Source organism: Shouchella rhizosphaerae (assembly GCF_900142675.1).
GTDB lineage: Bacteria > Bacillota > Bacilli > Bacillales > Bacillaceae_D > Shouchella > Shouchella rhizosphaerae.
Genome location: NZ_FRBS01000001.1, coordinates 642489 through 662854, shown reverse-complemented (window position 1 = coordinate 662854; position 20366 = coordinate 642489). Strand labels below are relative to the sequence as shown.

The window sequence follows — 20366 nt, the reverse complement described above, 5'->3', positions numbered from 1 at the left end:
CAGATGAAAAACCCAAGTGATGAACGAATGAAAGAACTGCTTCATACGAAAAAACGCATTGCCGTTGTTGGCTTATCTGACAATCCGGAACGCACGTCTTACATGGTATCCGAGGCGATGCAAAAAGCAGGATACACCATTATTCCTGTCAACCCCCGCGTCGATAAAGTGCTCGGTGAAAAAGCGTACCCATCGCTCCTCGATATTGAGGGTGAGGTCGATCTCGTTAACGTTTTTCGCCGCAGCGAGTTTCTCCCTGAGATTGCCAGAGACACAGTCAAAGCAGGCATTGGCGTCTTTTGGTCGCAATTAGGCGTCGTTAACGAGGAAGCATATGATTATTTGCAAGCACATGGGGTTGAAACAGTCATGGACCGTTGCATCAAAGTAGAGCATGCTAAGTTTAAATGAGCGCAAGCCCGCATCATAGGTGCGGGCTTGATTTTGTCAAACAAGGTAGCCAGGCATTTGCAACAACAAAGATAAACATGGTAAGGTGCTATTAGAAAAAACTGTTGCATACAGGAAAACAATGGTTAAAATGAAGAAGGGCAGCCATTATTTCACCTATACAGAACAAACATTCGTATTCGTTATGGTATAATCGATTTATAGATAAATGGAAGGGAGAACGGAATGGCAAAACAGCACGTGGAATACAATGAGGATGCCATTCAAGTCTTAGAAGGGCTTGAAGCGGTACGCAAGCGGCCTGGCATGTACATCGGCTCAACTGATGTACGCGGGCTGCACCATCTTGTTTATGAAATTGTCGATAATGCCGTCGATGAAGCACTCGGCGGCTACGGAAATACAATAAAAGTAACGATCCATAAAGATCAGAGTGTCTCGATTGAGGATGAAGGGCGGGGGATGCCCGTCGGCATGCACCGTTCTGGAAAGCCGACACCGGAAGTCATTTTCACCGTCCTTCATGCTGGAGGCAAATTCGGCCAAGGCGGATATGCGACAAGTGGCGGGCTGCACGGAGTTGGTGCTTCCGTTGTCAATGCCTTATCGGAATGGCTTGAAGTGGAGATTAAACGGGATGGCTATCGATACACACAACGTTTCGAACAAGGCGGCAAGCCGGTCACAACGCTTGAGAAAAAAGGCAAAACACGCGCCTCAGGCACGACTGTCCGTTTTAAGCCAGATGAAGGCATTTTCTCAACCATTCAGTTTAACAGCGAAATATTGGCGGAAAGACTTCGAGAAGCGGCTTTTCTGTTGAAAGGCGTCCAGATTGAATTAACGGACAAGCGTCCTGGAAAAGAGCTGCATGAAGTGTTTAAGTTTGATACGGGGCTTGAAGCCTTTGTCGACTATTTAAATGAAGGAAAAGAAGCGCTTCATCCAGTCGTGTCCTTTTCCGGAAGCGCCAATGACATCCAAATGGACTTTTCCTTTCAATTTCACGATGCCTATACGGAAAATGTGCTTTCTTTCGTTAATAATGTCCGTACACGGGACGGCGGCACACACGAGCTAGGCGCGAAAACAGCGATGACCCGCATCATGAATGAACACGCACGCAAAATTGGCGTTTTAAAAGAGAAAGACAAAAACTTAGATGGATCGGATATACGAGAAGGATTCACTGCGGTCGTCTCCGTTCGCGTCCCGGAAGCAAAACTGCAATTCGAAGGGCAAACGAAAAGCAAGCTAGGGACTCCAGAAGCCCGTTCTGCTGTTGATGCGATTGTCTCGGAAAACCTCAGTTATTTTCTCGAAGAAAATCCAGCTGTGGCAACGATGCTGCTTAAAAAAGCAATGAAAGCAGCACAGGCACGGGAAGCGGCACGTAAAGCCAGGGAAGATGCGCGCAACGGCAAGAAAAACAAGCGCAAAGATGTGTTGCTGAGCGGCAAGTTAACGCCAGCTCAGTCACGGAACCCAGCTCGCAATGAACTGTACTTGGTCGAGGGCGACTCTGCTGGCGGCTCAGCCAAACAAGGGCGTGACCGCAAATTCCAAGCTGTTCTTCCTCTTAGAGGAAAAGTCATCAACACCGAAAAAGCTAAGCTTGATGACATTATGAAAAATGAAGAAATCCGCACAATTATCCATACAATTGGCGCTGGCGTAGGAGCCGATTTTGATAGTGCTGACTGTAATTACGACAAAGTTGTCATTATGACAGATGCTGATACAGATGGCGCTCATATTCAAGTGCTGTTGCTTACGTTTTTCTATCGCTACATGAAACCGCTCATCGACGAAGGGAAAATTTACATCGCCTTGCCTCCTTTATACAAAGTAAGCAAAGGCAGCGGCAAAAAAGAGCAAGTCGAGTATGCATGGGATGAAAACGAGCTCCAGGCTGCGTTAAAGAAAGTCGGCAGGGGATCGACTGTCCAACGTTACAAAGGGCTCGGCGAAATGAACGCCACCCAGCTATGGGAAACAACGATGGACCCAGCGACACGGACGTTGATCCGCGTCCGTTTGGAAGACGCGGCACGGGCTGAGAAACATGTGGCCACGCTTATGGGCGATAAAGTCGAACCGCGCCGTAAGTGGATTGAAAGCCATGTCGCCTTTGGGCTAGAAGAAGACACAAACATTTTGGAAAACGAGAATCTGCAAGTAGGGGAGGAAGCGTAAGTGGCAAAATCAGAACGTTATCTCGACCTTCCTTTAGAAGATGTCATCGGCGACCGTTTTAGCCGCTACAGCAAATACATTATCCAGGAACGGGCATTGCCTGATGCCAGAGACGGACTAAAGCCTGTGCAACGCCGTATTTTGTATGCAATGTACAATGAAGGCAATACGGCCGATAAACCGTATCGAAAGGCAGCCAAAACGGTTGGAAACGTCATCGGCAATTACCATCCCCATGGCGACAGTTCCGTGTATGAAGCAATGGTCCGCATGAGCCAAGAATGGAAAGTGCGTGAACAATTAATCGACATGCACGGCAACAACGGTTCAGTGGATGGCGATCCACCGGCGGCCATGCGTTATACGGAAGCGCGGCTATCGGCGATTAGTGCAGAGTTGATGCGTGATTTAGATAAAGGCACAGTCGACTACATCCCGAACTTTGATGATTCAATTGAAGAGCCCGTCGTCTTGCCAGCGATGTTTCCAAATTTGCTTGTGAATGGTTCAACAGGTATTTCGGCTGGTTACGCGACAGACATACCGCCTCATCACTTGCCAGAGATCATTGACGGCATTACGTTGTTGATGCAAAAGCCACATACGAGCCTTGATGAATTGTTAGAAATTATTAAAGGCCCTGACTTCCCTACTGGCGGAATTGTCCAAGGCTCAAACGGCATCCGCCAAGCTTATGAAACAGGGAAAGGCAAAATCGTCGTCCGCGGCCGGACAGCGATTGAAGAAACGCGTGGCGGCCGCAAGCAAATCGTCATTACGGAAATTCCTTACGAAGTAGTAAAGGCGAGCTTAGTTAAAAAAATGGATGAAATCCGATTTGACAAAAAAGTGGACGGTATTGCCGAAGTCCGCGACGATACAGACCGTACCGGGATGCGCATTGTCGTTGAACTGAAAAAGGAAGCTGATCCAGAAGCGATTCTCCATTACCTGTTTAAAAATACCGATTTGCAAGTGACGTACCACTTTAATATGGTGGCGATACACAATAAAACACCTAAGTTAATGGGGCTGCTCGACTTGATGCAAGCGTACATCGACCATCAAAAGCAAGTGTTTACGCGACGCTCCCAATTCGAGCTTAAAAAAGCCGTTGACCGCGCCCACATTGTCGAAGGCCTTATCAAAGCCGTTTCCATTTTGGATGAAGTCATTGCTGTGATCCGTGCTTCAAAAGATAAAAAAGACGCAAAAGCCAATTTGCAAAGCCAGTTTGGCTTTACTGAACCACAAGCAGAAGCAATTGTCACACTCCAACTTTACCGTCTGACCAATACCGACATTACGACGCTTCAAAAAGAAGCAGAGGAGCTTGAAAAGCGAATTGCCGAATTAAAAGCGATTTTGGCCAGCGAAAAGAAACTCATTTCCGTCATTAAAAAGGAATTAAACCAAATTAAAAAGACATTTGCTTCTCCGCGCCGTACCGAAATTCGAGCGGAAATTGAAGAAATCAAAATCAACATGGACATGTTGATTGCCTCGGAAGACGTGCGCGTGACGATCACAAAGGCAGGCTACGTCAAACGGACAAGCCTGCGCTCCTACTCAGCCTCTAGCCAGGATGGGCCAGGAATGAAAGAAGGAGACCGTCTCTTATTATCCCAAGAAGCCAATACAACTGATGTGGTGCTACTGTTTACCAAACGGGGGAGTTACTTGTACGTGCCTGTCCACTCGCTGCCAGACATCCGTTGGAAAGACGACGGCCAACATGTTGCCAACCTCGTTGCGATTGATGCCGATGATGAAATTATTGCTGCACAAATCATTCGCGAGTTTGCTGAGACGAAGTATTTGCTCTTTATGACGCGAGCAGGAATGGCCAAACGGTCAACGTTAAACTTATACCAAGCCCAACGTTATTCCAAACCACTGATGGCCTTAAAGCTAAAAGAAGGGGACGAAGTCGTTCGCGTGCTTTTGACAGACGGCCAGCAAGAACTGTTCGTAGCCACTGCCTTTGGGTATGGCCTTTGGTTTTCGGAAGAAGATGTTTCTTTAGTCGGCCAACGTGCCGCTGGTGTAAAGGGAATCAATTTAAAAGAAGGTGATTACTGCATTGGCGCCGAAGCATTTGGCCTTGAAGATTCTGTTGAATTTCTCGTTGCCACACATCGTGGAGCGGTCAAGAAAATGGCCATTACTGAATTTGAAAAGTCAAGCCGCGCCAAACGAGGCGTGTTAATGCTAAGGGAATTAAAAAACAACCCTCATCGATTAGTTGGGCTCAAGCGGGTCCGCTCTCAAGATGAAACGTTTGCTATCGAAACGGCAAAAGGAGACATGATTGCCATCTCGCCAAGGGACTATCGTCGTGCTGATCGCTATTCCAACGGCTCCTATGCTTTTGACCAACACGAAAGCGGCGACGCGCTTACGTTAGTACGTGTGATTCAATAAGGAAACCTCAAAGCCTTGAAGCATGAGCTTCAAGGCTTTTTTAGTAGACTATTTTTCTTTTTTCAGCTTCTTTGTGTAGCGTCTCATTTTCGTAAAATCTTCACCATTGCTTTTCCCTTTGCTAGCTCATCGATCAACTTATCCAAATAACGAATTTCCCGCATCGTTGGTTCTTCAATGTCTTCCACTCGGACACCGCAGACGACGCCTTTGATCAAATGGCGCGAAGGATTTAGCTTTGGAGCGTCTGCGAAGAATGTCTCAAAGTCTGTTTGTTTTTCCAGTTGCGCTTCGAACTCTTCTTGGCTATATCCGGTCAGCCAACAAATGATTTCATCGACTTCGGTTTTGGTGCGCCCTTTTCTTTCTGCCTTCGCGACATAATGGGGATAGACGCTCGCGACACTCGTTGTATAAATCCGATGTTTGGCCATCATGCTTCCTCGCTTACGGTTTTTCTTTATTTTAGCACGAAACTTAGTCGAACAACACCTAGGGAATTTACCAAATATTAGAAATTTGTTGTATTGGTATGGAATTCGGGCAATGATGCAAATGGCTTCCGTAGCGAGCCGTTTTGCCTGTCATCTACAACATTGTGAATCTGCCAATTGCACCCTCATTGTTTGCCTAACCGCCTTTTCGGGAAAGGAGCAGTATAAGGATGTAGAGGGAGGTTTAGTAAACATGGGACTTTCAGAGAAACAACTTGCTCATTTAAAACACAAATTGCTAGAAATGAAAGACGAGCTTGAAACAAAGAAGCGACGAACCACTGGCGAAATGTCGGACAGCCGCGGCGACATTGCCCGGGGCGCCGATAACCATATTGGTGAAACGGCTTCTGAATACGAAGACCGTGTCATCCAACAATCACTTAACGAAGCGGACCAAAAACGCCTTCAAGACATCACAGAAGCGCTAGAGCGAATCGAAGAAGGGACATACGGAATCTGCATCGATACAGGGCAACCGATTCCTTATGAACGTCTGGAAGCACTCCCTTATGCGAAGCGAACACCGGAAGCGCAACGAGAAAAAGAAACGCTTTTAGCGGAGGATCGTCAAGAAGCTAGTGGAGTGGACTATGTGCGAATGGAGGGCGATACAGAGACAACGCGTGCCCTTGAACAAGAACAACAGGCAAGCCATCAATCAGGGGAGGACGCGTTCTCCCATTCAACAAATGAACAAGATTGGCCAAAGCAATAGCCCGCTCCGATGAGCGGGCTATTGCTCGGGTTCAGTAAAACCGTTGCGGATAAACTGAAGGACGGCTCGAAAAAAGCCAATGTCATTCAAAATTACGATGAACACCAAAATAGCAGGGCCTAAAAACAAGCCGAATGCACCGAACAAGCGGAGGCCGGCAAACAAAGAAATTAAGACTGCAATTGGATTTAAGTTCATATGACTTGAAAGCACTTTTGGTTCAAGTAGTTGCCGGATGATGACGACAATGATGTATAAAATCGCAATCCCGAAACCGCCAGACACATCGCCTGTGATAAACAAGTAAATAAACCAAGGAATTAAGATCGTGCCAGTCCCTAAATAAGGAAGCAGCTCAGCAATTCCGACGACAATGGCAAGCATCCACGCATTGTCAATCTGAATGATCAAAAGGCCGACAAAGACAATACAAGCGGTGACAAACATGAGGATGAACTGGGCTCGAAGAAAGCCAAACAGCCTCCGCCGGATCGCTTGTACGAACTCTTTGCCTTTTTTACGCAACCGTAGTGGCACATGGCGATCATAAACATCCTGGTAATAACTCCAACTTTTCCCCATAAAATAAATGCTCAAAATGATAAACAGAAACGCCACCAAAAAGTTCGGTAACCCTAAGAGCGCGGTTGTTAAAAAGTCAACAACCCCCTGCCCGATATCGCCAAGAAAATTGCCAAGCACTGTCCCTAACTGGTCAATTCCTTCCGACAGAACATTGTGTGTGCCTACATCGATCGTATCAAACAAGCCAAGTACTTGTTGCCAGTACGGCCAAACCGTCTCATTAAAGAAGATTTGCATTTTTTCAGAGCCTTCTTCAATCCACGTTGGTACTTGCTCAAAAAATTGGCGCAAACTAAAATAAATAAGAAAAACCAACCCCGTTAGAATCGCGCTAATGACCAAGATTCCGCCTAGCAAACCAAACAAACTGGCAAAACCACGGCTGAAGCGCAGCTTTTGTTGAAAGAAACGGGCGACTGGCTGTAGCATCCAGGCAAACAAAGCCGCAAACCAAAAAGGGTATGTAAGCGAGAAGACCTTTGCGAACACCCATAAAGAACCTATAAGAAAAACAACAATGGCAATCGTTCGGCCAATCATCCAAGCAACGTCTCGCGACAACAGGTTCACCTTCTTTTCATGTAAACATCGCCAAAACAGGTAACGAGATTATTGTAGTTCTTGACAAAGCATGCTGTCAAATGGCACCTAAAAAAACGGAGTGGGGCGGAACCCACTCCGTTTTTTATTCGATTGGTTCCAACGGGAGAACGAGGACTTCCACGCGTCGGTTGGCTTGCCTTCCTTCAGCAGTCTCGTTTGAAGTAATCGGGTGATACTCACCGTAACCTGCAAACGACAGTTGCGCCGGCTCAAAATGATCGTATTCAAAAAACAGTTTCATGACATTGTAAGCACGGGCGCTGCTTAATTCCCAGTTCGAATCAAATTCGTTGTTTCCCATCGGCACATTGTCGGTATGCCCGGAAATTTGAATATAGCGAGGTGGGTCAGAAGCAAGCATAGCTGATAGTTGCTCGATTAGTTCGATCGAATCGCTCTTAAGCTCGGCACTCCCTGAAGCAAACAAGATGCCGTCATTGATCGTAATTAACAATCCGGAAGCACCAAGTTCCGTTTGTAGCCGATCCGCCAACTGCTTTTCTTCAATATACCCATTTAAGCGTGCCTGAAGCTGTTCCAATTCACTTCGTTCCAGTTTTGAGGCTTCGCTTAATTCAGAAGGATCGCTTTCAAGGGTATTCCGCGCCTGTTCATCCACTTCGTCAAGGGCATTTTGATTATCAAGAATCCCTTGTCCGCCAAGCGTTTCGGAAAGCACAATTTTGAGTTGGTCATACTTGGCTTGATCAATTTGGCCCATCGCAAATAGGACAATAAACAAGGCGACAAGCAAAGTAAGCATATCGGCATAAGGTAGAAGCCATGTTTCGTCTACATGTGTGTTACTGTCATGCCGCCTAGGCCTCCGCTTGTGTGACATGTCGTTGTTCTGCTCCTTCTTTGTATGCTTTTTGCTTCTTTTCCTCCATATAAACCGACAAATACTCTTCAACCGCCCGAGGCGAGCTGCCATTAATAATGGCAATCGTGCCTTCGATAATCATATGCTGATTCAATACTTCAATTTTTGACTTACGCCGTAGTTTATTGGCAAATGGATGCCAAAGCACATAGCCAAAAAAGATCCCAAGCAGTGTTGCAACAAAAGCAGCTGCAATCGACTCGCCTAATTTGTTAATGTCATCCAAATTGCCAAGTGCAGAAATAAGCCCCAGCACCGCCCCGAGTACGCCAAGGCTTGGCGAATAGGTGCCAGCTTGGCTGAAAATGGCCGCTCCTGTTGCATGGCGTTCTTGCATGGCATCAATCCGCTCATGCAATGTATGGCGAATAAAGTCAGGGTCCTGGCCATCGATCATCATCCGTGTTGCCTGCTGAAAAAACGGATCGTCTATATCTTCAATCTTGCTTTCAAGGGCAAGCATCCCGTCACGACGAGAAATGGTCGCATACTCTACGAACTTTTCCACGATTTCATGCTGAGAGGTTTCTTTCCGTTCAGACAGCAACACGCCAAACAATTTTGGAACTCGTTTAATGTCTGAAAAAGGAAAGGCGATTAAAACAGCTGCAATCGTACCAATTATGATGATGACAATAGCGGCGGGATTCAGGAGCACCTCTAAGCTAGAGCCTTTTAAAATGACTCCAAATATAACTGTACCTATTCCTAAAAAAATGCCGATAAATGATGTCTTGTCCATGTGAGTCTCCTTTTAAATCTGTCCTTACTACTTAATTCGGATAAAGAAGCCCATGCTTGAAGCGCTCTTCGCAATTTCGTCAATCTGTCACTCTTTTAAGCCGAAAGTCTCATTTTACAATTGGGTCCTTTTGCATAAAAAAATTCAATTTTGTCCATAGTAATGAGATGGAGGGACTGTCTATGCCAGCTTCACAGCAACTGAGCTTTCGAATATTCACTGTGATGGCAGGTGCCATTTTAGCCGCTATAGCGATTGAATGGTTCCTATTGCCAAACAGTATTATCGATGGAGGCATTATCGGCATCTCGTTGATTTTAAATGCGATTACATCTTTTAATTTTGGCATTCTCGTCCTTCTTTTAAATGTCCCGTTTTTATATTTTGGCTTTCTCTACCTCGGCAAACGTTTTTTAATCTATTCTTTGACTGGAAACATTATCCTCGCTGTATCAGAATCGCTTTTGCATCATTGGCATTTAGAACCTCTGACGACGACGCCTTTGCTAGCAACCATATTTGGCGGACTGCTATTAGGACTTGGGGTAGGGTTGGTCATTCGAAGTGGAGGCGCGCTGGACGGCACAGAAGTATTAGGATTATTGTTAACTCGTAAAATTCCCTTTACAGTCGGTGAATGTGTACTCGCTTTTAACGTGGCCGTTTTCGCTTGGGCTGCTTTTGTGTATGGCTTCGAAAACGCCATGTACTCTATTCTAACTTATTACGTAGCCGCCAAAACGATCGATGCAGTGGTAGAGGGGCCCGACCAAACGAAAGCGGTCATGATTGTCTCGGACCACTATGAACAACTTACTGAAGCAATTACGGCGAAACTGGGCAAAGGTGTAACAAGGCTAAAAGGGCAGGGGGGCTATCAAGGAAAAGAAAAAGACATCTTGTACGTGGTAGTAGGAAGACTGGAGATCATGCAACTTAAAAATACTATCTATGAACATGACCGAAACGCCTTTTTCACCATTATCGATGCCCATGAATCGAGAGGGGCTGCATTCAAAGGAGAAGAGGACCATTAAAAAAAGATACCGGTAAAACGGCACCTCAGCCTGTAGAAAAACACCTACGTTTTCTACAGGCTAATTGTTTTACAGATTTCAGGCGAAGCTTCTCCGTCACGAAGAGTTAGAGGAATTTGATGTGACCACTATCGTAGTCATCGCTACAATCATTGCTGTTTCCATGGCATCAATTGTCTTTTTAACTTCAGCAGAGACAGGTAAGTCTTTGCTGATCCGCTTCAAATGCGCTGCTGCTTCTCGTACCTCAGCTCGTTTTTTAAAGATAATAGGCAAAAGCTTGCTCGTATGCAAAAAGGCAAGCAACACTGCGTATCGTTCTTCTTCTCGGTTGAGGGGCTCTTGACTACTCATTTTATCCAACACCGCCCGGAACAAACGATAGGCGTGGGCGTGTAAGTCGTTTCGTTCTAAATGGTATTCATAACTTGGAAAGAGGCCTAGAAAACGTGTTTTACGAACCGTTAGCTGGTCCTGTTCCTCAAGCAATGCTGCCACCTCTTGCTGAGTGCGGGAAGAAGAGAGGCCTTGCACCCAATACTTGAGAGAGCGAGGCTTTTTCTCCTTCATACGTGCAAGTGTTTGCTTAAGCAAAGGATCATTCGTATTTTCATTCACAACAACTGCTTTCTTATGTTGTAGTTCAATATTGCCATTGATCATCAATTCAGCCAATAGGGCGCCATTAAGCGCATAAGGCAGAGCCGTCGAAGCTCGGTAATAAGGCTTCGCAGTTTGCGGATTAATCGCTAATAGCAACAATTGCTCAGCAATAAAAGGCAAGTCCCATCACTCCTTTTTATTATCTATCTCTTACTCTTATTTACGAGCCAACACAAAAAAAGTTTCGTTCCCACATCAACAACGAGATAAGGATAAACCAAAAATCAACTGGAGTTTGTTATTGGTAGTATGCAGGACTTGAAAAAAATTATAAAATTAGAACAGCTAAATGTAAAAAGCAGGGATGCTTAGAATGGGGAGGATGAGATGAACACTTCAAAAGAATTAAAAACGTGCGATAAAGGACACAAATATTATAAAAGTACAGATTGTCCAAGCTGTCCAACGTGTCAACAAGAAAGCAAACCAAGTAGCGGATTTCTTTCAAAGCTTTCTTCTCCCGCTAGAAATGCATTGATACACGAGGGAATCACGACATTAGAGCAGCTATCACGCTTTAGTGAAAAGGAAATTTTAAAGATTCATGGAATAGGACCAGCATCCTTGCCAACTCTTAGAGCTGCATTGGAAGAAAAACAACTCTCATTTAAACGTTAAATTGTAGTGAACTTCTGAACTCATAAGTGTATGTTGAACTTCAAAAAGTGACATGATAAGATTTTTGCAGCGCTTACATTACTAATGATATCGCCAAAAATAGAAGGAGTGTAGCCCTCAATGCCAAATAACAGTACGAATCCTAAGGTTGATGAATTTTTAAATAACGCTAAAAAGTGGAAGGAAGAATATAAGAAGTTAAGAGAGATTATTCTGGACTGCGACCTGACTGAAGAATTTAAGTGGATGCACCCTTGCTATACATTTGAAAACAAAAACATCGTATTAATACATGGATTTAAAGACTACTGCGCGCTGCTTTTTCATAAAGGTGCCTTGTTAAAGGATGCCCACGGGATACTCATCCAACAAACAGAGAACGTACAAGCGGCCCGCCAAATTCGCTTTACAAATATTGAGGAAATCATTGAAAAAGAGCTTATTTTAAAAGACTATATAGATGAAGCAATTGCAGTAGAGAAAGCCGGATTGAAAGTAAATCAAGATAATACCAACTTGAACATTCCAGAAGAGCTGCAAAATAAATTCGATGAAATGCCCGCCTTGAAAACCGCTTTTGAGGCATTGACGCCAGGAAGGCAACGAGCATACATTCTTTATTTTTCTGGTGCCAAGCAACCAAAAACACGAGCAGCAAGGGTGGAAAAGTACGTCCAGAAAATTCTAGATGGATTAGGATTGAAGGATTAGTTAAAAGGTTTATTCTATGAATGTATATGTATTTGGAAGGTTTGTTGACTCTTGTTATAGATACTTGATAATATGATGGCATGAAATTGCCTATAAAAAAGGATGACTGTCATGAAAAAAGCAGTGAAAATAGCCTCCTAAGATAAATTTAATTATATTATATTAGGAGGCGTTGATTATGAAATTTAACACTATTAATCGTGATACATGGGATCGAAAAGAATATTTTGAACACTATTTACAGCAGCAGACAACATTCAGTCTGACGAATGAAATTAATATAACTATACTTATGAAGAACTTAAAGAAAAAGCATTATAAGTTATATCCTGCGTTTATTTTTATGGTGACAAAAATCGTGAACGCCCATAGAGAATTTAGAATAAATTTTAACTCAGAAGGAAATTTAGGTTACTGGACGGAGATTTGCCCACTCTATACCATTTTTGATAACAAATCACACACATTTTCTGGCATCTGGTCACCAAACTTAACTATTTTTTCTGAGTTTCATTCTAAATATGAAAATGATGCAGAAAGATACAATGGCACGAGGAGATTATTTCCAAAAAAACCAATACCAGATAACACTATTCCGATTTCTATGATTCCTTGGAGTTCTTTTACAGCATTTAATCTAAATATAAATAATGGCGGAGATTTTCTCTTACCCATAATAACTGGAGGGAAGTATTCACAAGTAAATGATGAATTATTCCTGCCTGTCTCTATCCAAATGCATCATGCTATTTGTGATGGCTACCATGCAAGTGTTTTTATCAATGACTTACAAAAACTTGCTGATGAAAGTGAAGACTGGATTTAACTGGTCGTTAGTGGATGAATCGTATTATTAAAGGAACTGTGTGCAACAGTTCCTTTTAATTTGGTTTCTGTTGGACAAATAATTAAGATATGATAATAAGTAAGTGATTAGCGCTAGCAATGAAAAGATTTTTTGTCTCGAAAACTGAAGTAAACTTGTCATTCGAGACGATCTTTCTTTTTCATCCAATTGGTTCCTGTAATGTATATTATGTAAACTAACAGAAACAACGTATTGAATTGAACGGGTCTAACAAATACTTTGCTTCCTCCCCGAACCCGAGCCCTCATTGACAGGAACAGCGGGCATTTGTTGTACTTAAGATGCCCGCCGTCTTATCTTAGAAAGGATAAACAATCATTTTAGTCAGCTTCTTTCAATTGCCATGCGATCACTTTCCCGACTGCTTCCGCTGCCGCGAATGGCGTTACTTCACTCGTTGGTTGTTCCTGCTCAGCTTTTAGACATACGATCATATCCTGATCCAACCGAGAAGGATCGAGCCAAGATATAGCCCAACAAGCCCAGAATTTCGTTAAACCTACTGATTTCTTGGCTGTCTCTTCCAATAATGGTAGACTGTCAGGGCCGATGCGCATCAACGAGAGAGCTGCGGCCATCCTTGTCTCCTCAGAGCTTGTTTGCATCAGCTCGATCAGTTTCGGCACTGCCTCTCCTGCGTCTGAACCTAGCTCTCCGAGAACGGCACATGCAATGTCACGCAACATCGGATCCTCACCATGAAGCGCATCTATCAATAGTGGCAAAGCAGCTTTACCAGACCGCCTCACTTCTTTCATCGCCGCAGCTACCTGGTTCATTTCACTGGAATTCGCAATCTTTCTAAGCGATAGAGATACTTCCTCGTTCTTGTCCATAGAGACACCATCCTTTTGTATTACATATTCCGCCTCAAAATTACAATAACATTATTATCAAAAAATACAGCAGTGAGCGATGGGTTATACCCTTGACCTGCCGCAGTTTAGTGAAATAGGTGATTTATTACTTTATATCGCTCTCAGAATAGTAACTTACTAATTTACCTTGTTGTTTTGCATACTCAATTTCTTTTTTTGTGCTTTCCCCCATATAGCCATTAACATCAATCACAAAAATTTCGTCAGACATATTTATTTTTTTATAATGAATTTCCTCCAACAATTCTGCTTGCTCTTGTGTGATTTTTATACCTTCACTTTGCTCGAAAAACCCGAGACTTATCACAATATTTCCTTGCAATGTATGATAAGCATTTGCTTTCTCGAATTGTTCCTTAAATTTTGTAGAGCCGCATAAAGTAATTACTTTCATTAAGATAACCTGCTTTCTACTATCCATATCATATGTATTGCAAAGGCGTCTAACGTACATCCACTACTGGCTATCTAATATGCGTATTCACTGTATGTCTACCCGCTTTGATCATGCAGATGCAGGTAACAAATCCAGATCAATCATTTTCTTCGTTTGCATATAGAGCCTATTCCCCTATTTTCTTTTACTTCTACATTGCCTCCCCATTCCCTCTTTAAAATTCACTAATCTGTGCATTTGGACACCGTTTTCTCAACTCGGCAATAAATTTCAATTTATCCTTTGGTAATATTTTTATCGTTCTAGTAGCATTGGCTGTTTTGTAACGCAATTCAATTCCCTTATCAGACGAAGAAATTTGATAACCGGTGAATCGAGCAGTTGTTGGGACGACTTTTATTATGTTTGGGTACAATATTTTACGTTTAAATGGACCTCCTTTAATTAGAAGATGTTCCTCTGTCAAAACAAATTTAATGGAGGTTATATACCACAAGAGAAAGCCAACTGTAACAATAAACATCGCAACCGAATTGAAAAAAATAAGGGATGAAGACACCTCTCCGAGAATAAAAGTGAGAGGAAAAACAGCCATCGCGACCATGGCGCCTACCAATAAAAATATAAATATAATCATAGGAACAATCGCTATTTTCGCATGAAAAACCATTATTTACTCACATCCTTGTTAAAGTACGTGTATGCTCTATGCTCCATTGCCTATTTCTACAAAGCGCCATTCACCCTGTAACAAAAACGCAGACACAATTCGATAATAGACATCTGGATATTCGGCATGGGGAGTATGCCCACAATTCTTAATCACCACTTTATGACCGTTTGCCATTTGATTATAAGCTTCCACATGTTTATCGCATGTGACCGGGTCCGCGTCCCCTATCACAAGCAAAGAAGGAACCGAAAGACTGGGAAGCAAGGAGACGATCGATTGGAAGATCCTTCCCTCTTCTCGTAAACGCTCAAGATGAATGTCCGTTCGGTCATCAAACGCCTCCCATTCTTCATCCGTATATGCCGAATAATCTATTGAAGTATCGGCATTTACCCGGTAAATATCCTCTTTATGTTCCCCTAGCTCCTCTCCTAGGCGTAAATACGAATCAAATAGGTGCTCACTTGATAAGTTGCTGGTTGCTAGATTTAGACATTCCTCGGATTTCGTTTCGATTCCTAGCTCTAAAAAGACAGAAGCTGCTCTGCGCAACAAACTTTTTGCCGTCCATGCAAAGTCAAAGGTTGGACATTCAAAAACAACGTTTGTGATAGCGTTTGGATAAACTGAGGCATAAAGCAAAGCAAGATACCCACCAAACGAATGGCCAATGACTGCCCATCGGTTAATGCCCAGTTGTTTCCTCAAATCCTCACAGTCTTCCACTAAATCTTGAAGCCCGAATGGTTCAGTTTCTGATAAACCTTCCGAGCGGCAAACCCCTCTTTGGTCAATCGCTACCAATTGAAATTGATCTGAAAAACGGTTGGACTGATGATAAACAAATTCGTAGCAGCTTTCTCCAGGCCCGCCATGAAGAAAAAGCACAGCTGGTAGTGACCGATCTCCGAAAATCTCTACATGGATTTTTTTGCCTCGTACTATATATGTATTCATGATTGTGGCTCCTTCTTCACATGCAATCATTCGTATTGTGTGTCCTATACTTATTATTTGCGGTGAAAAGGCCCGAGTCAATAAAATTAGCGGATATAATCACAACATCAGATTATCAAATTAATAATAAAAGATACCAAGCCAAAAACAAGATAATCTGCCTTAGCCGTAAAAAACGAGATAAAACGGATGCAGTTGCGGGATCAATAATCTCTTTAACTCCTTTTTAAAATCTTCCCTGGCCATCATCGTTATGGCGTCTTCTTCTGTCACAAATTTAACCTCTATGCTTTCCTCACTTGTTTTAAGCTTCGAGGTGGTGGCCCTTGCCAACCACCATGTATGACAAATTGCCTTGTTTACATCCTGACTGATTCCACAAAACGGACCAATCTCAATTTCCACCCCGCTTTCTTCCATCACCTCTCTTTTTAACGCATTGGTGATCGATTCGCCTTCTTCGACATGACCGCCAGGCAGTTCCCATCCTCGCTTGGGATGCTTGACGAGTAAGATGTGATTGTTTTCATTACGTACTAAAGCTCCTGCAGTTAATCGATGTTTAGGTAGCATATCTAACCTCTCCTATATACTGAAGGTAAGAACTTTTATCATTGTTCTGTTTTCGGGTATTATACGTCAACGACTTCCATCCATCCCTTCAAATATATACAATAATTATACGATACTTCATAGGGAAAGCTTCCGATATAATAGGTCGTTCCGACAGAGGTAGTAACGATAAGCAAACTGCTGCAGCTCAGGAAGCGGAGTATTTTGAACTTGGTTCAGGCGATTTACAGCAATTAGGACGAAGCGATGTGTAGCAAGTTGCTAGTGGCTCTTGCGGATCATTGCATCACTGTTATGGAATATAGGTCTTCTATCAAGTAAGCGGGGGCAGGCTAACTTGTAATGCCCCCACATCATGATTGCTTACCGAAGTTCTCCGTTCTAGCCCTTTGTGCCCGTGTTGTCATTCGTTTCATCGCTTTTGTATCTGGTACTGCCAGCCATGCATGACATACTTGAACGATCCAATCCGGCTGCGACTTTGCGGCATCATTCAACCAATTGGCTACTGAATCTTGGACATACTTAGATGGATCAGCTTTCAATCCCTTTAATGTTAGTTTTCTTAGCTTTTCTTTTACAAATCAATCTTTTACAGAGAGAGTAACTGCCCCTTTCTACCATTCTACTGCCTTTTCCATAGCTTTCTGGGCATCCGTTTTGCGAAAATCAAATAAAGCAGAGTGGCGGTTGGAAAATTCAGCAGGCCAATCATTCCCCATAACCAGTAATTATGGCCGTGCCGCCTGGCGTTAATAAATAGAACCGTACTTTGCGTAAATAAAATAGCGGCTAAGATTACCCATAGATAGAAAGGAACGTCAGAAGGATGCGTGTTCGTCATGAGCGTTTGTTCACCTCTTTTTTCGTCGTAAAATATACGATGAACGGCAGTATAACAACAGCGATCCCTTGTAAGATCAGGAAGACCGTTGGCGAATGAAAGTAGGTTGTTGTCCAAAGCGCTAAAATAACAAGAGCGAGCCCCCACAATCCCACTAGTTCCTTAAGCAACTTTTTCCTGCTATTGGCTTTTGTTTCCTTTACTTGCTGTAGGAAAAAAGAAAGGTCTGGCTCATCCGCTGCATCGAGCTGATCAAGACGTTCTAAACCCGAACGCAGCTCGATAATCGTCTGTTTGTCGGTTAGCTGTGCTGAGGGCCTTCCGTTTTTCCCCTTCTCTTCCGTCTCCGATTTATTCTGCCTCTTATCCTTCGTCATTCACGTTCAACTCCTTCCTTAACAGACTTAATGCGTGATGAACCCTTGATTTCACAGTTCCTTCTGGTATGCCTAACATCTTGCCTATTTCTTCATATCTATAGCTGTAATAGTGCTTCAAAATCAAGGGCAGACGATACCCTTCTGATAATTTCCCTAACTCATCTACAACATCCATCCATTCAAGCTGACGGTGGGCAAATTCCCACTTCAACTGGTGCAATGGCGTTTCTGTATCTGCCATTAGTTCCTCTTTGCTCTGCTTGCGGCACATATCAATATATAGGTTAGAAGCGATGGAAATCAACCATGTTGAAAACTTAGAACGCCCTTTATAAAGATGAATTTTTTCGATCGCCTTGGTCATCGTTTCCTGTGTTAAGTCATCGGCCAATGATGGTTTCAATGTAATCTTTAACGCATATCTCCTCAGAAATAAATAATTCTCGTGCAGGAGAGTAGCTAGCGCCACTTGGTCTCCCTTTTGGGCTTTACGAATAAGTGCAGTTTCATCCATAGCATGTCTCCTTAAACAAGGCAGATCGTTCCTTTCTATCATGCTCATTGATACTGAAGCTAGTCAACAAGCTCTTTATGTGTAAAAATGGCGATTGCTCCAAGCTGCAAGCCGATGATCCCAAACAAAGTCGACAACAAAACAGGTGTATAATCAGCCAAACCCTCTCCTTCCAATAAAACCAATGTGGCGTGATTGGCCAACTGTGCAGGACTCCACGAGAACCAGGCTGGAAAGGACGATGAAAGCAGGCTGATGAGAAGAATGGTACCTAATGCACAAAAGGCTGCTGCGCCTGTTTGTTTAAGAATGGTGCTATAAAACAGAACAATCGTCATAACCAACGTTAACCACAATCCAAAATGAAAAAAACTACTGACCCAACGTTCAAGCGAAACCGCATCGAAAAGAAGGGTCGTGTAATACATCGCTAACCCGTAACCAAGGCCAAGTGACACCCACGTAAAACAAATAATCGCCGCCCATTTGGCTGTGAGATAAGAAAAGTAGGGTACTGGCTTCAGTAAAATGATCGCAGCTACTCCGCTCCGCCGTTCAGCCGATACAATCCCCATCAACGCCAACGTCAAGACAAGGACGCCGAGCAATCCGAAATCAGATAACGTTTGCGCGAGCACCTCAGTTCCTGTTGGCGTTGGAATGTCGATGACGGTCCCTTCTGGTAACCCGCCGAAGTCCTCTAAGATTTGTGGCATAAAGTAGGTAGAGAGCGGCGTCGAACTTCCTAATAATAGAAACACAACAGGAACCCATATCCACTTGTAATTCCTCCATAGTTCTACCTGTTCTTTTTGAAACAACACGAGCCATTGCTTCATTTTTGCACCACCTTTAAAAATAAATCTTCCAAAGACATTTTAGCTACTTCGAATTTCGTTAACCGAACCTGGCGCTGAGCAAAAGCGTGTAAAAGGAAGGGCACCGCCAACTCAATATCCTCTACCAATATTTTGTAACCATCGTCTTCTGTAACAAAGTCAACAATACGTTTTTGTTCCCGCCAGTTCCTGAGCTGGTTAGTCAGGTCATCCTGGGCTTCGATTATGATGGCCGCATCTTGCCATTCTTGCTGAAGCGAATCGAGCGTCCCCCCGTACTTTAGCTGGCCTTGATCAATAATGAGCACTGCGTCACTGACTTCCTCCGCATCATGCAGGACATGGGTCGAGAAAAGAACCGTTGCTTCCTCCTTTAATGTTTGCATCAGCTGGAGAATTTCCCGGCGTCCGACGGGATCAAGAGCAGATACCGGTTCATCTAGCATGACCAGTTTAGGCTGGTGAATCAGAGCTTGGGCAATGCCAAGACGTTGCTTCATACCACCTGAATATTGACCAATACGCTGATGAGCCGCTTCGGTCAGCCCCACCTTGTCTAGTAATTCTTTGGTTCTACGTTTCGCTTCCCGTCTCGGCAAATGAGCGAGTTGCCCGACATAGAGGAGAAATTCAAAACCGGTCATCCAATCGCAAAAGACGGGAAACTGGGGCAAGTAGCCGATATCGGCACGAATGTGGCCCTTTCCGTGTGGTGTTGGCTGGTGGAACTGTATGGTGCCTGATGTAGGTTTGACTAATCCTGATAACATCTTTAATGTTGTCGTTTTGCCAGCCCCATTCACTCCTAATAAAGCGATGCAGGAATGCGGCTGCAGTTCGAAAGAAAGATTATCGACTGCAGGTTGCCCGGTATATGTCTTCGTTAAGTGCCGAACAGATACGAAACTCATTAGTGGTTCCTCCTCCCGAAAATCAAGTACATTACCGGTCCGAAAAAGCTAACAAATAAAATAACCGGAATCCAGAACAGGTGGGCGCCTTTCGTTTTTGCTAGCTTCACATAATCGATGAGCGCGACAATGACCAAAATTAAATTCAAAATGATAACGGGCGCAAGCAGCCCCCAAGGAACATCAGCAAAATCTGTATTCATCTTATCCTTCCCCTTTAATCGTAAATGTAAGTTCACATATAAGACGGAGTAGATGATAAAATCGTTCATGAAAAAATAAAAAACACAAGACCCCTATCATCTCGTGTTCATTTTGCATCTTTTTAACAGCAACTGAAGCTTCCCTTAGTTGATTTTGTGTATTGGTGTTTTCTATTCAATTAATTTGGTACGTGAAATTATCAATAAGGCCAATATAAATCCGCAAATTAAACCCGTTTCAATC

General features: G+C 43.5%; 23 protein-coding genes. 8 read left to right on the top strand and 15 right to left on the bottom strand.

Features of this window, described 5'->3' with window-relative positions; genetic code table 11:
- Positions 1-3 precede the first annotated feature (3 nt).
- From BUC05_RS03460 to parC, 3 genes are all read left to right on the top strand, one after another.
- Positions 4-411: a CoA-binding protein gene (locus BUC05_RS03460; RefSeq protein WP_011246833.1), complete on the top strand. Its 408-nt coding sequence runs from the start codon at positions 4-6 to the stop codon at positions 409-411.
- 225 nt (positions 412-636) lie between these two features.
- The gene (gene parE / locus BUC05_RS03455) at positions 637-2607 is read left to right on the top strand and encodes a DNA topoisomerase IV subunit B (protein ID WP_035202509.1); all 1971 of its coding nucleotides are present in this window, start codon (positions 637-639) and stop codon (positions 2605-2607) included.
- Positions 2608-5031: a DNA topoisomerase IV subunit A gene (parC, locus tag BUC05_RS03450; protein ID WP_073304076.1), complete on the top strand. Its 2424-nt coding sequence runs from the start codon at positions 2608-2610 to the stop codon at positions 5029-5031.
- Between the two features lie 83 nt (positions 5032-5114).
- Here parC and BUC05_RS03445 read toward each other — a convergent pair whose 3' ends face one another.
- Complete coding sequence (locus tag BUC05_RS03445; protein WP_011246830.1) at positions 5115-5465, bottom strand: DUF2200 domain-containing protein; 351 nt, start codon at positions 5463-5465, stop codon at positions 5115-5117.
- A 253-nt stretch (positions 5466-5718) separates the two neighbouring features.
- Between BUC05_RS03445 and BUC05_RS03440 the strand changes: the two genes are divergently transcribed.
- On the top strand, positions 5719-6243 hold the full coding sequence (locus tag BUC05_RS03440) for a TraR/DksA family transcriptional regulator (protein WP_063609559.1): 525 nt from the start codon (positions 5719-5721) through the stop codon (positions 6241-6243).
- A gap of 18 nt (positions 6244-6261) precedes the next feature.
- On the opposite strand, the gene ytvI is transcribed toward BUC05_RS03440, so the two are convergent.
- The 3 genes from ytvI to motA form a co-directional block, all read right to left on the bottom strand.
- Entirely contained in the window at positions 6262-7398 is a 1137-nt protein-coding gene (gene ytvI / locus BUC05_RS03435) for a sporulation integral membrane protein YtvI (RefSeq protein WP_011246828.1), read from the bottom strand.
- 115 nt (positions 7399-7513) lie between these two features.
- Entirely contained in the window at positions 7514-8272 is a 759-nt protein-coding gene (locus BUC05_RS03430; RefSeq protein WP_011246827.1) for an OmpA family protein, read from the bottom strand.
- Positions 8250-9056, bottom strand: a complete 807-nt coding sequence (motA, locus tag BUC05_RS03425) for a flagellar motor stator protein MotA (protein WP_011246826.1) — start codon at positions 9054-9056, stop codon at positions 8250-8252. Before motA ends, BUC05_RS03430 begins: the two co-directional genes overlap by 23 nt.
- A gap of 182 nt (positions 9057-9238) precedes the next feature.
- On the opposite strand from motA, the gene BUC05_RS03420 reads away from it, so the two are divergent.
- Positions 9239-10093 (top strand): YitT family protein, encoded by an 855-nt coding sequence (locus BUC05_RS03420; RefSeq protein WP_035203838.1) that lies wholly within the window; start codon positions 9239-9241, stop codon positions 10091-10093.
- A gap of 96 nt (positions 10094-10189) precedes the next feature.
- Here the strand turns inward: BUC05_RS03420 and BUC05_RS03415 are convergent, their stop codons facing one another.
- On the bottom strand, positions 10190-10876 hold the full coding sequence (locus BUC05_RS03415; protein WP_051881195.1) for a GOLPH3/VPS74 family protein: 687 nt from the start codon (positions 10874-10876) through the stop codon (positions 10190-10192).
- A gap of 207 nt (positions 10877-11083) precedes the next feature.
- Here BUC05_RS03415 and BUC05_RS03410 point away from each other — a divergent pair, with 207 nt between their 5' ends.
- The 3 genes from BUC05_RS03410 to BUC05_RS03400 all read left to right on the top strand — a co-directional run bounded on the left by BUC05_RS03410 (position 11084) and on the right by BUC05_RS03400 (position 12911).
- Positions 11084-11374 carry an RNA polymerase alpha subunit C-terminal domain-containing protein gene (locus BUC05_RS03410; RefSeq protein WP_035203837.1) on the top strand — a complete coding sequence of 97 codons (291 nt, stop codon included), beginning with the start codon at positions 11084-11086 and terminating at the stop codon, positions 11372-11374.
- Positions 11375-11494: 120 nt separating this feature from the next.
- Positions 11495-12085, top strand: coding sequence for a YdeI/OmpD-associated family protein (locus BUC05_RS03405; RefSeq protein WP_073304075.1), 591 nt, complete (start codon positions 11495-11497; stop codon positions 12083-12085).
- Positions 12086-12263: 178 nt separating this feature from the next.
- The gene (locus tag BUC05_RS03400) at positions 12264-12911 is read left to right on the top strand and encodes a type A-10 chloramphenicol O-acetyltransferase (protein ID WP_035203840.1); all 648 of its coding nucleotides are present in this window, start codon (positions 12264-12266) and stop codon (positions 12909-12911) included.
- A gap of 362 nt (positions 12912-13273) precedes the next feature.
- Here BUC05_RS03400 and BUC05_RS03395 read toward each other — a convergent pair whose 3' ends face one another.
- The 10 genes from BUC05_RS03395 to BUC05_RS03340 form a co-directional block, all read right to left on the bottom strand.
- A complete protein-coding gene (locus BUC05_RS03395; RefSeq protein WP_011246820.1) occupies positions 13274-13789 on the bottom strand; it encodes a HEAT repeat domain-containing protein in 516 nt (171 codons plus the stop codon).
- 127 nt (positions 13790-13916) lie between these two features.
- Positions 13917-14225 (bottom strand): hypothetical protein, encoded by a 309-nt coding sequence (locus tag BUC05_RS03390; protein ID WP_063609564.1) that lies wholly within the window; start codon positions 14223-14225, stop codon positions 13917-13919.
- Between the two features lie 217 nt (positions 14226-14442).
- Positions 14443-14898, bottom strand: a complete 456-nt coding sequence (locus tag BUC05_RS03385; RefSeq protein ID WP_063609565.1) for a PH domain-containing protein — start codon at positions 14896-14898, stop codon at positions 14443-14445.
- Positions 14899-14934: 36 nt separating this feature from the next.
- Positions 14935-15858, bottom strand: a complete 924-nt coding sequence (locus BUC05_RS03380) for an alpha/beta fold hydrolase (RefSeq protein ID WP_063609566.1) — start codon at positions 15856-15858, stop codon at positions 14935-14937.
- A gap of 162 nt (positions 15859-16020) precedes the next feature.
- A complete protein-coding gene (locus BUC05_RS03375) occupies positions 16021-16431 on the bottom strand; it encodes an NUDIX hydrolase (RefSeq protein WP_035204189.1) in 411 nt (136 codons plus the stop codon).
- A gap of 840 nt (positions 16432-17271) precedes the next feature.
- A complete protein-coding gene (locus BUC05_RS03360) occupies positions 17272-17652 on the bottom strand; it encodes a YxlC family protein (RefSeq protein ID WP_011246816.1) in 381 nt (126 codons plus the stop codon).
- Positions 17639-18169, bottom strand: a complete 531-nt coding sequence (gene sigY / locus BUC05_RS03355; RefSeq protein WP_035204184.1) for an RNA polymerase sigma factor SigY — start codon at positions 18167-18169, stop codon at positions 17639-17641. Before sigY ends, BUC05_RS03360 begins: the two co-directional genes overlap by 14 nt.
- 59 nt (positions 18170-18228) lie before the next feature.
- Complete coding sequence (locus tag BUC05_RS03350) at positions 18229-19008, bottom strand: ABC transporter permease subunit (protein WP_063609567.1); 780 nt, start codon at positions 19006-19008, stop codon at positions 18229-18231.
- On the bottom strand, positions 19005-19919 hold the full coding sequence (locus BUC05_RS03345; protein ID WP_035204180.1) for an ABC transporter ATP-binding protein: 915 nt from the start codon (positions 19917-19919) through the stop codon (positions 19005-19007). Before BUC05_RS03345 ends, BUC05_RS03350 begins: the two co-directional genes overlap by 4 nt.
- Positions 19919-20122: a PLD nuclease N-terminal domain-containing protein gene (locus tag BUC05_RS03340; protein ID WP_011246812.1), complete on the bottom strand. Its 204-nt coding sequence runs from the start codon at positions 20120-20122 to the stop codon at positions 19919-19921. The genes BUC05_RS03345 and BUC05_RS03340 overlap by 1 nt, the downstream gene beginning before the upstream one ends.
- Between the last annotated feature and the right edge of the window lie 244 nt (positions 20123-20366).

Excerpts from the sequence above, each read along its gene's own strand:
- sigY (WP_035204184.1), bottom strand. The coding sequence starts at position 18,169 with ATGGATGAAACTGCACTTATTCGTAAAGCCCAAAAGGGAGACCAAGTG.
- BUC05_RS03390 (WP_063609564.1), bottom strand. The coding sequence starts at position 14,225 with ATGAAAGTAATTACTTTATGCGGCTCTACAAAATTTAAGGAACAATTC.
- BUC05_RS03340 (WP_011246812.1), bottom strand. The coding sequence starts at position 20,122 with ATGAATACAGATTTTGCTGATGTTCCTTGGGGGCTGCTTGCGCCCGTT.
- BUC05_RS03350 (WP_063609567.1), bottom strand. The coding sequence starts at position 19,008 with ATGAAGCAATGGCTCGTGTTGTTTCAAAAAGAACAGGTAGAACTATGG.
- BUC05_RS03360 (WP_011246816.1), bottom strand. The coding sequence starts at position 17,652 with ATGACGAAGGATAAGAGGCAGAATAAATCGGAGACGGAAGAGAAGGGG.
- BUC05_RS03420 (WP_035203838.1), top strand. The coding sequence starts at position 9,239 with ATGCCAGCTTCACAGCAACTGAGCTTTCGAATATTCACTGTGATGGCA.
- BUC05_RS03440 (WP_063609559.1), top strand. The coding sequence starts at position 5,719 with ATGGGACTTTCAGAGAAACAACTTGCTCATTTAAAACACAAATTGCTA.
- BUC05_RS03375 (WP_035204189.1), bottom strand. The coding sequence starts at position 16,431 with ATGCTACCTAAACATCGATTAACTGCAGGAGCTTTAGTACGTAATGAA.
- BUC05_RS03345 (WP_035204180.1), bottom strand. The coding sequence starts at position 19,919 with ATGAGTTTCGTATCTGTTCGGCACTTAACGAAGACATATACCGGGCAA.
- BUC05_RS03380 (WP_063609566.1), bottom strand. The coding sequence starts at position 15,858 with ATGAATACATATATAGTACGAGGCAAAAAAATCCATGTAGAGATTTTC.
- BUC05_RS03400 (WP_035203840.1), top strand. The coding sequence starts at position 12,264 with ATGAAATTTAACACTATTAATCGTGATACATGGGATCGAAAAGAATAT.
- BUC05_RS03430 (WP_011246827.1), bottom strand. The coding sequence starts at position 8,272 with ATGTCACACAAGCGGAGGCCTAGGCGGCATGACAGTAACACACATGTA.
- BUC05_RS03405 (WP_073304075.1), top strand. The coding sequence starts at position 11,495 with ATGCCAAATAACAGTACGAATCCTAAGGTTGATGAATTTTTAAATAAC.
- parE (WP_035202509.1), top strand. The coding sequence starts at position 637 with ATGGCAAAACAGCACGTGGAATACAATGAGGATGCCATTCAAGTCTTA.
- BUC05_RS03395 (WP_011246820.1), bottom strand. The coding sequence starts at position 13,789 with ATGGACAAGAACGAGGAAGTATCTCTATCGCTTAGAAAGATTGCGAAT.
- BUC05_RS03410 (WP_035203837.1), top strand. The coding sequence starts at position 11,084 with ATGAACACTTCAAAAGAATTAAAAACGTGCGATAAAGGACACAAATAT.
- BUC05_RS03445 (WP_011246830.1), bottom strand. The coding sequence starts at position 5,465 with ATGGCCAAACATCGGATTTATACAACGAGTGTCGCGAGCGTCTATCCC.
- BUC05_RS03385 (WP_063609565.1), bottom strand. The coding sequence starts at position 14,898 with ATGGTTTTTCATGCGAAAATAGCGATTGTTCCTATGATTATATTTATA.
- BUC05_RS03460 (WP_011246833.1), top strand. The coding sequence starts at position 4 with ATGAAAAACCCAAGTGATGAACGAATGAAAGAACTGCTTCATACGAAA.
- motA (WP_011246826.1), bottom strand. The coding sequence starts at position 9,056 with ATGGACAAGACATCATTTATCGGCATTTTTTTAGGAATAGGTACAGTT.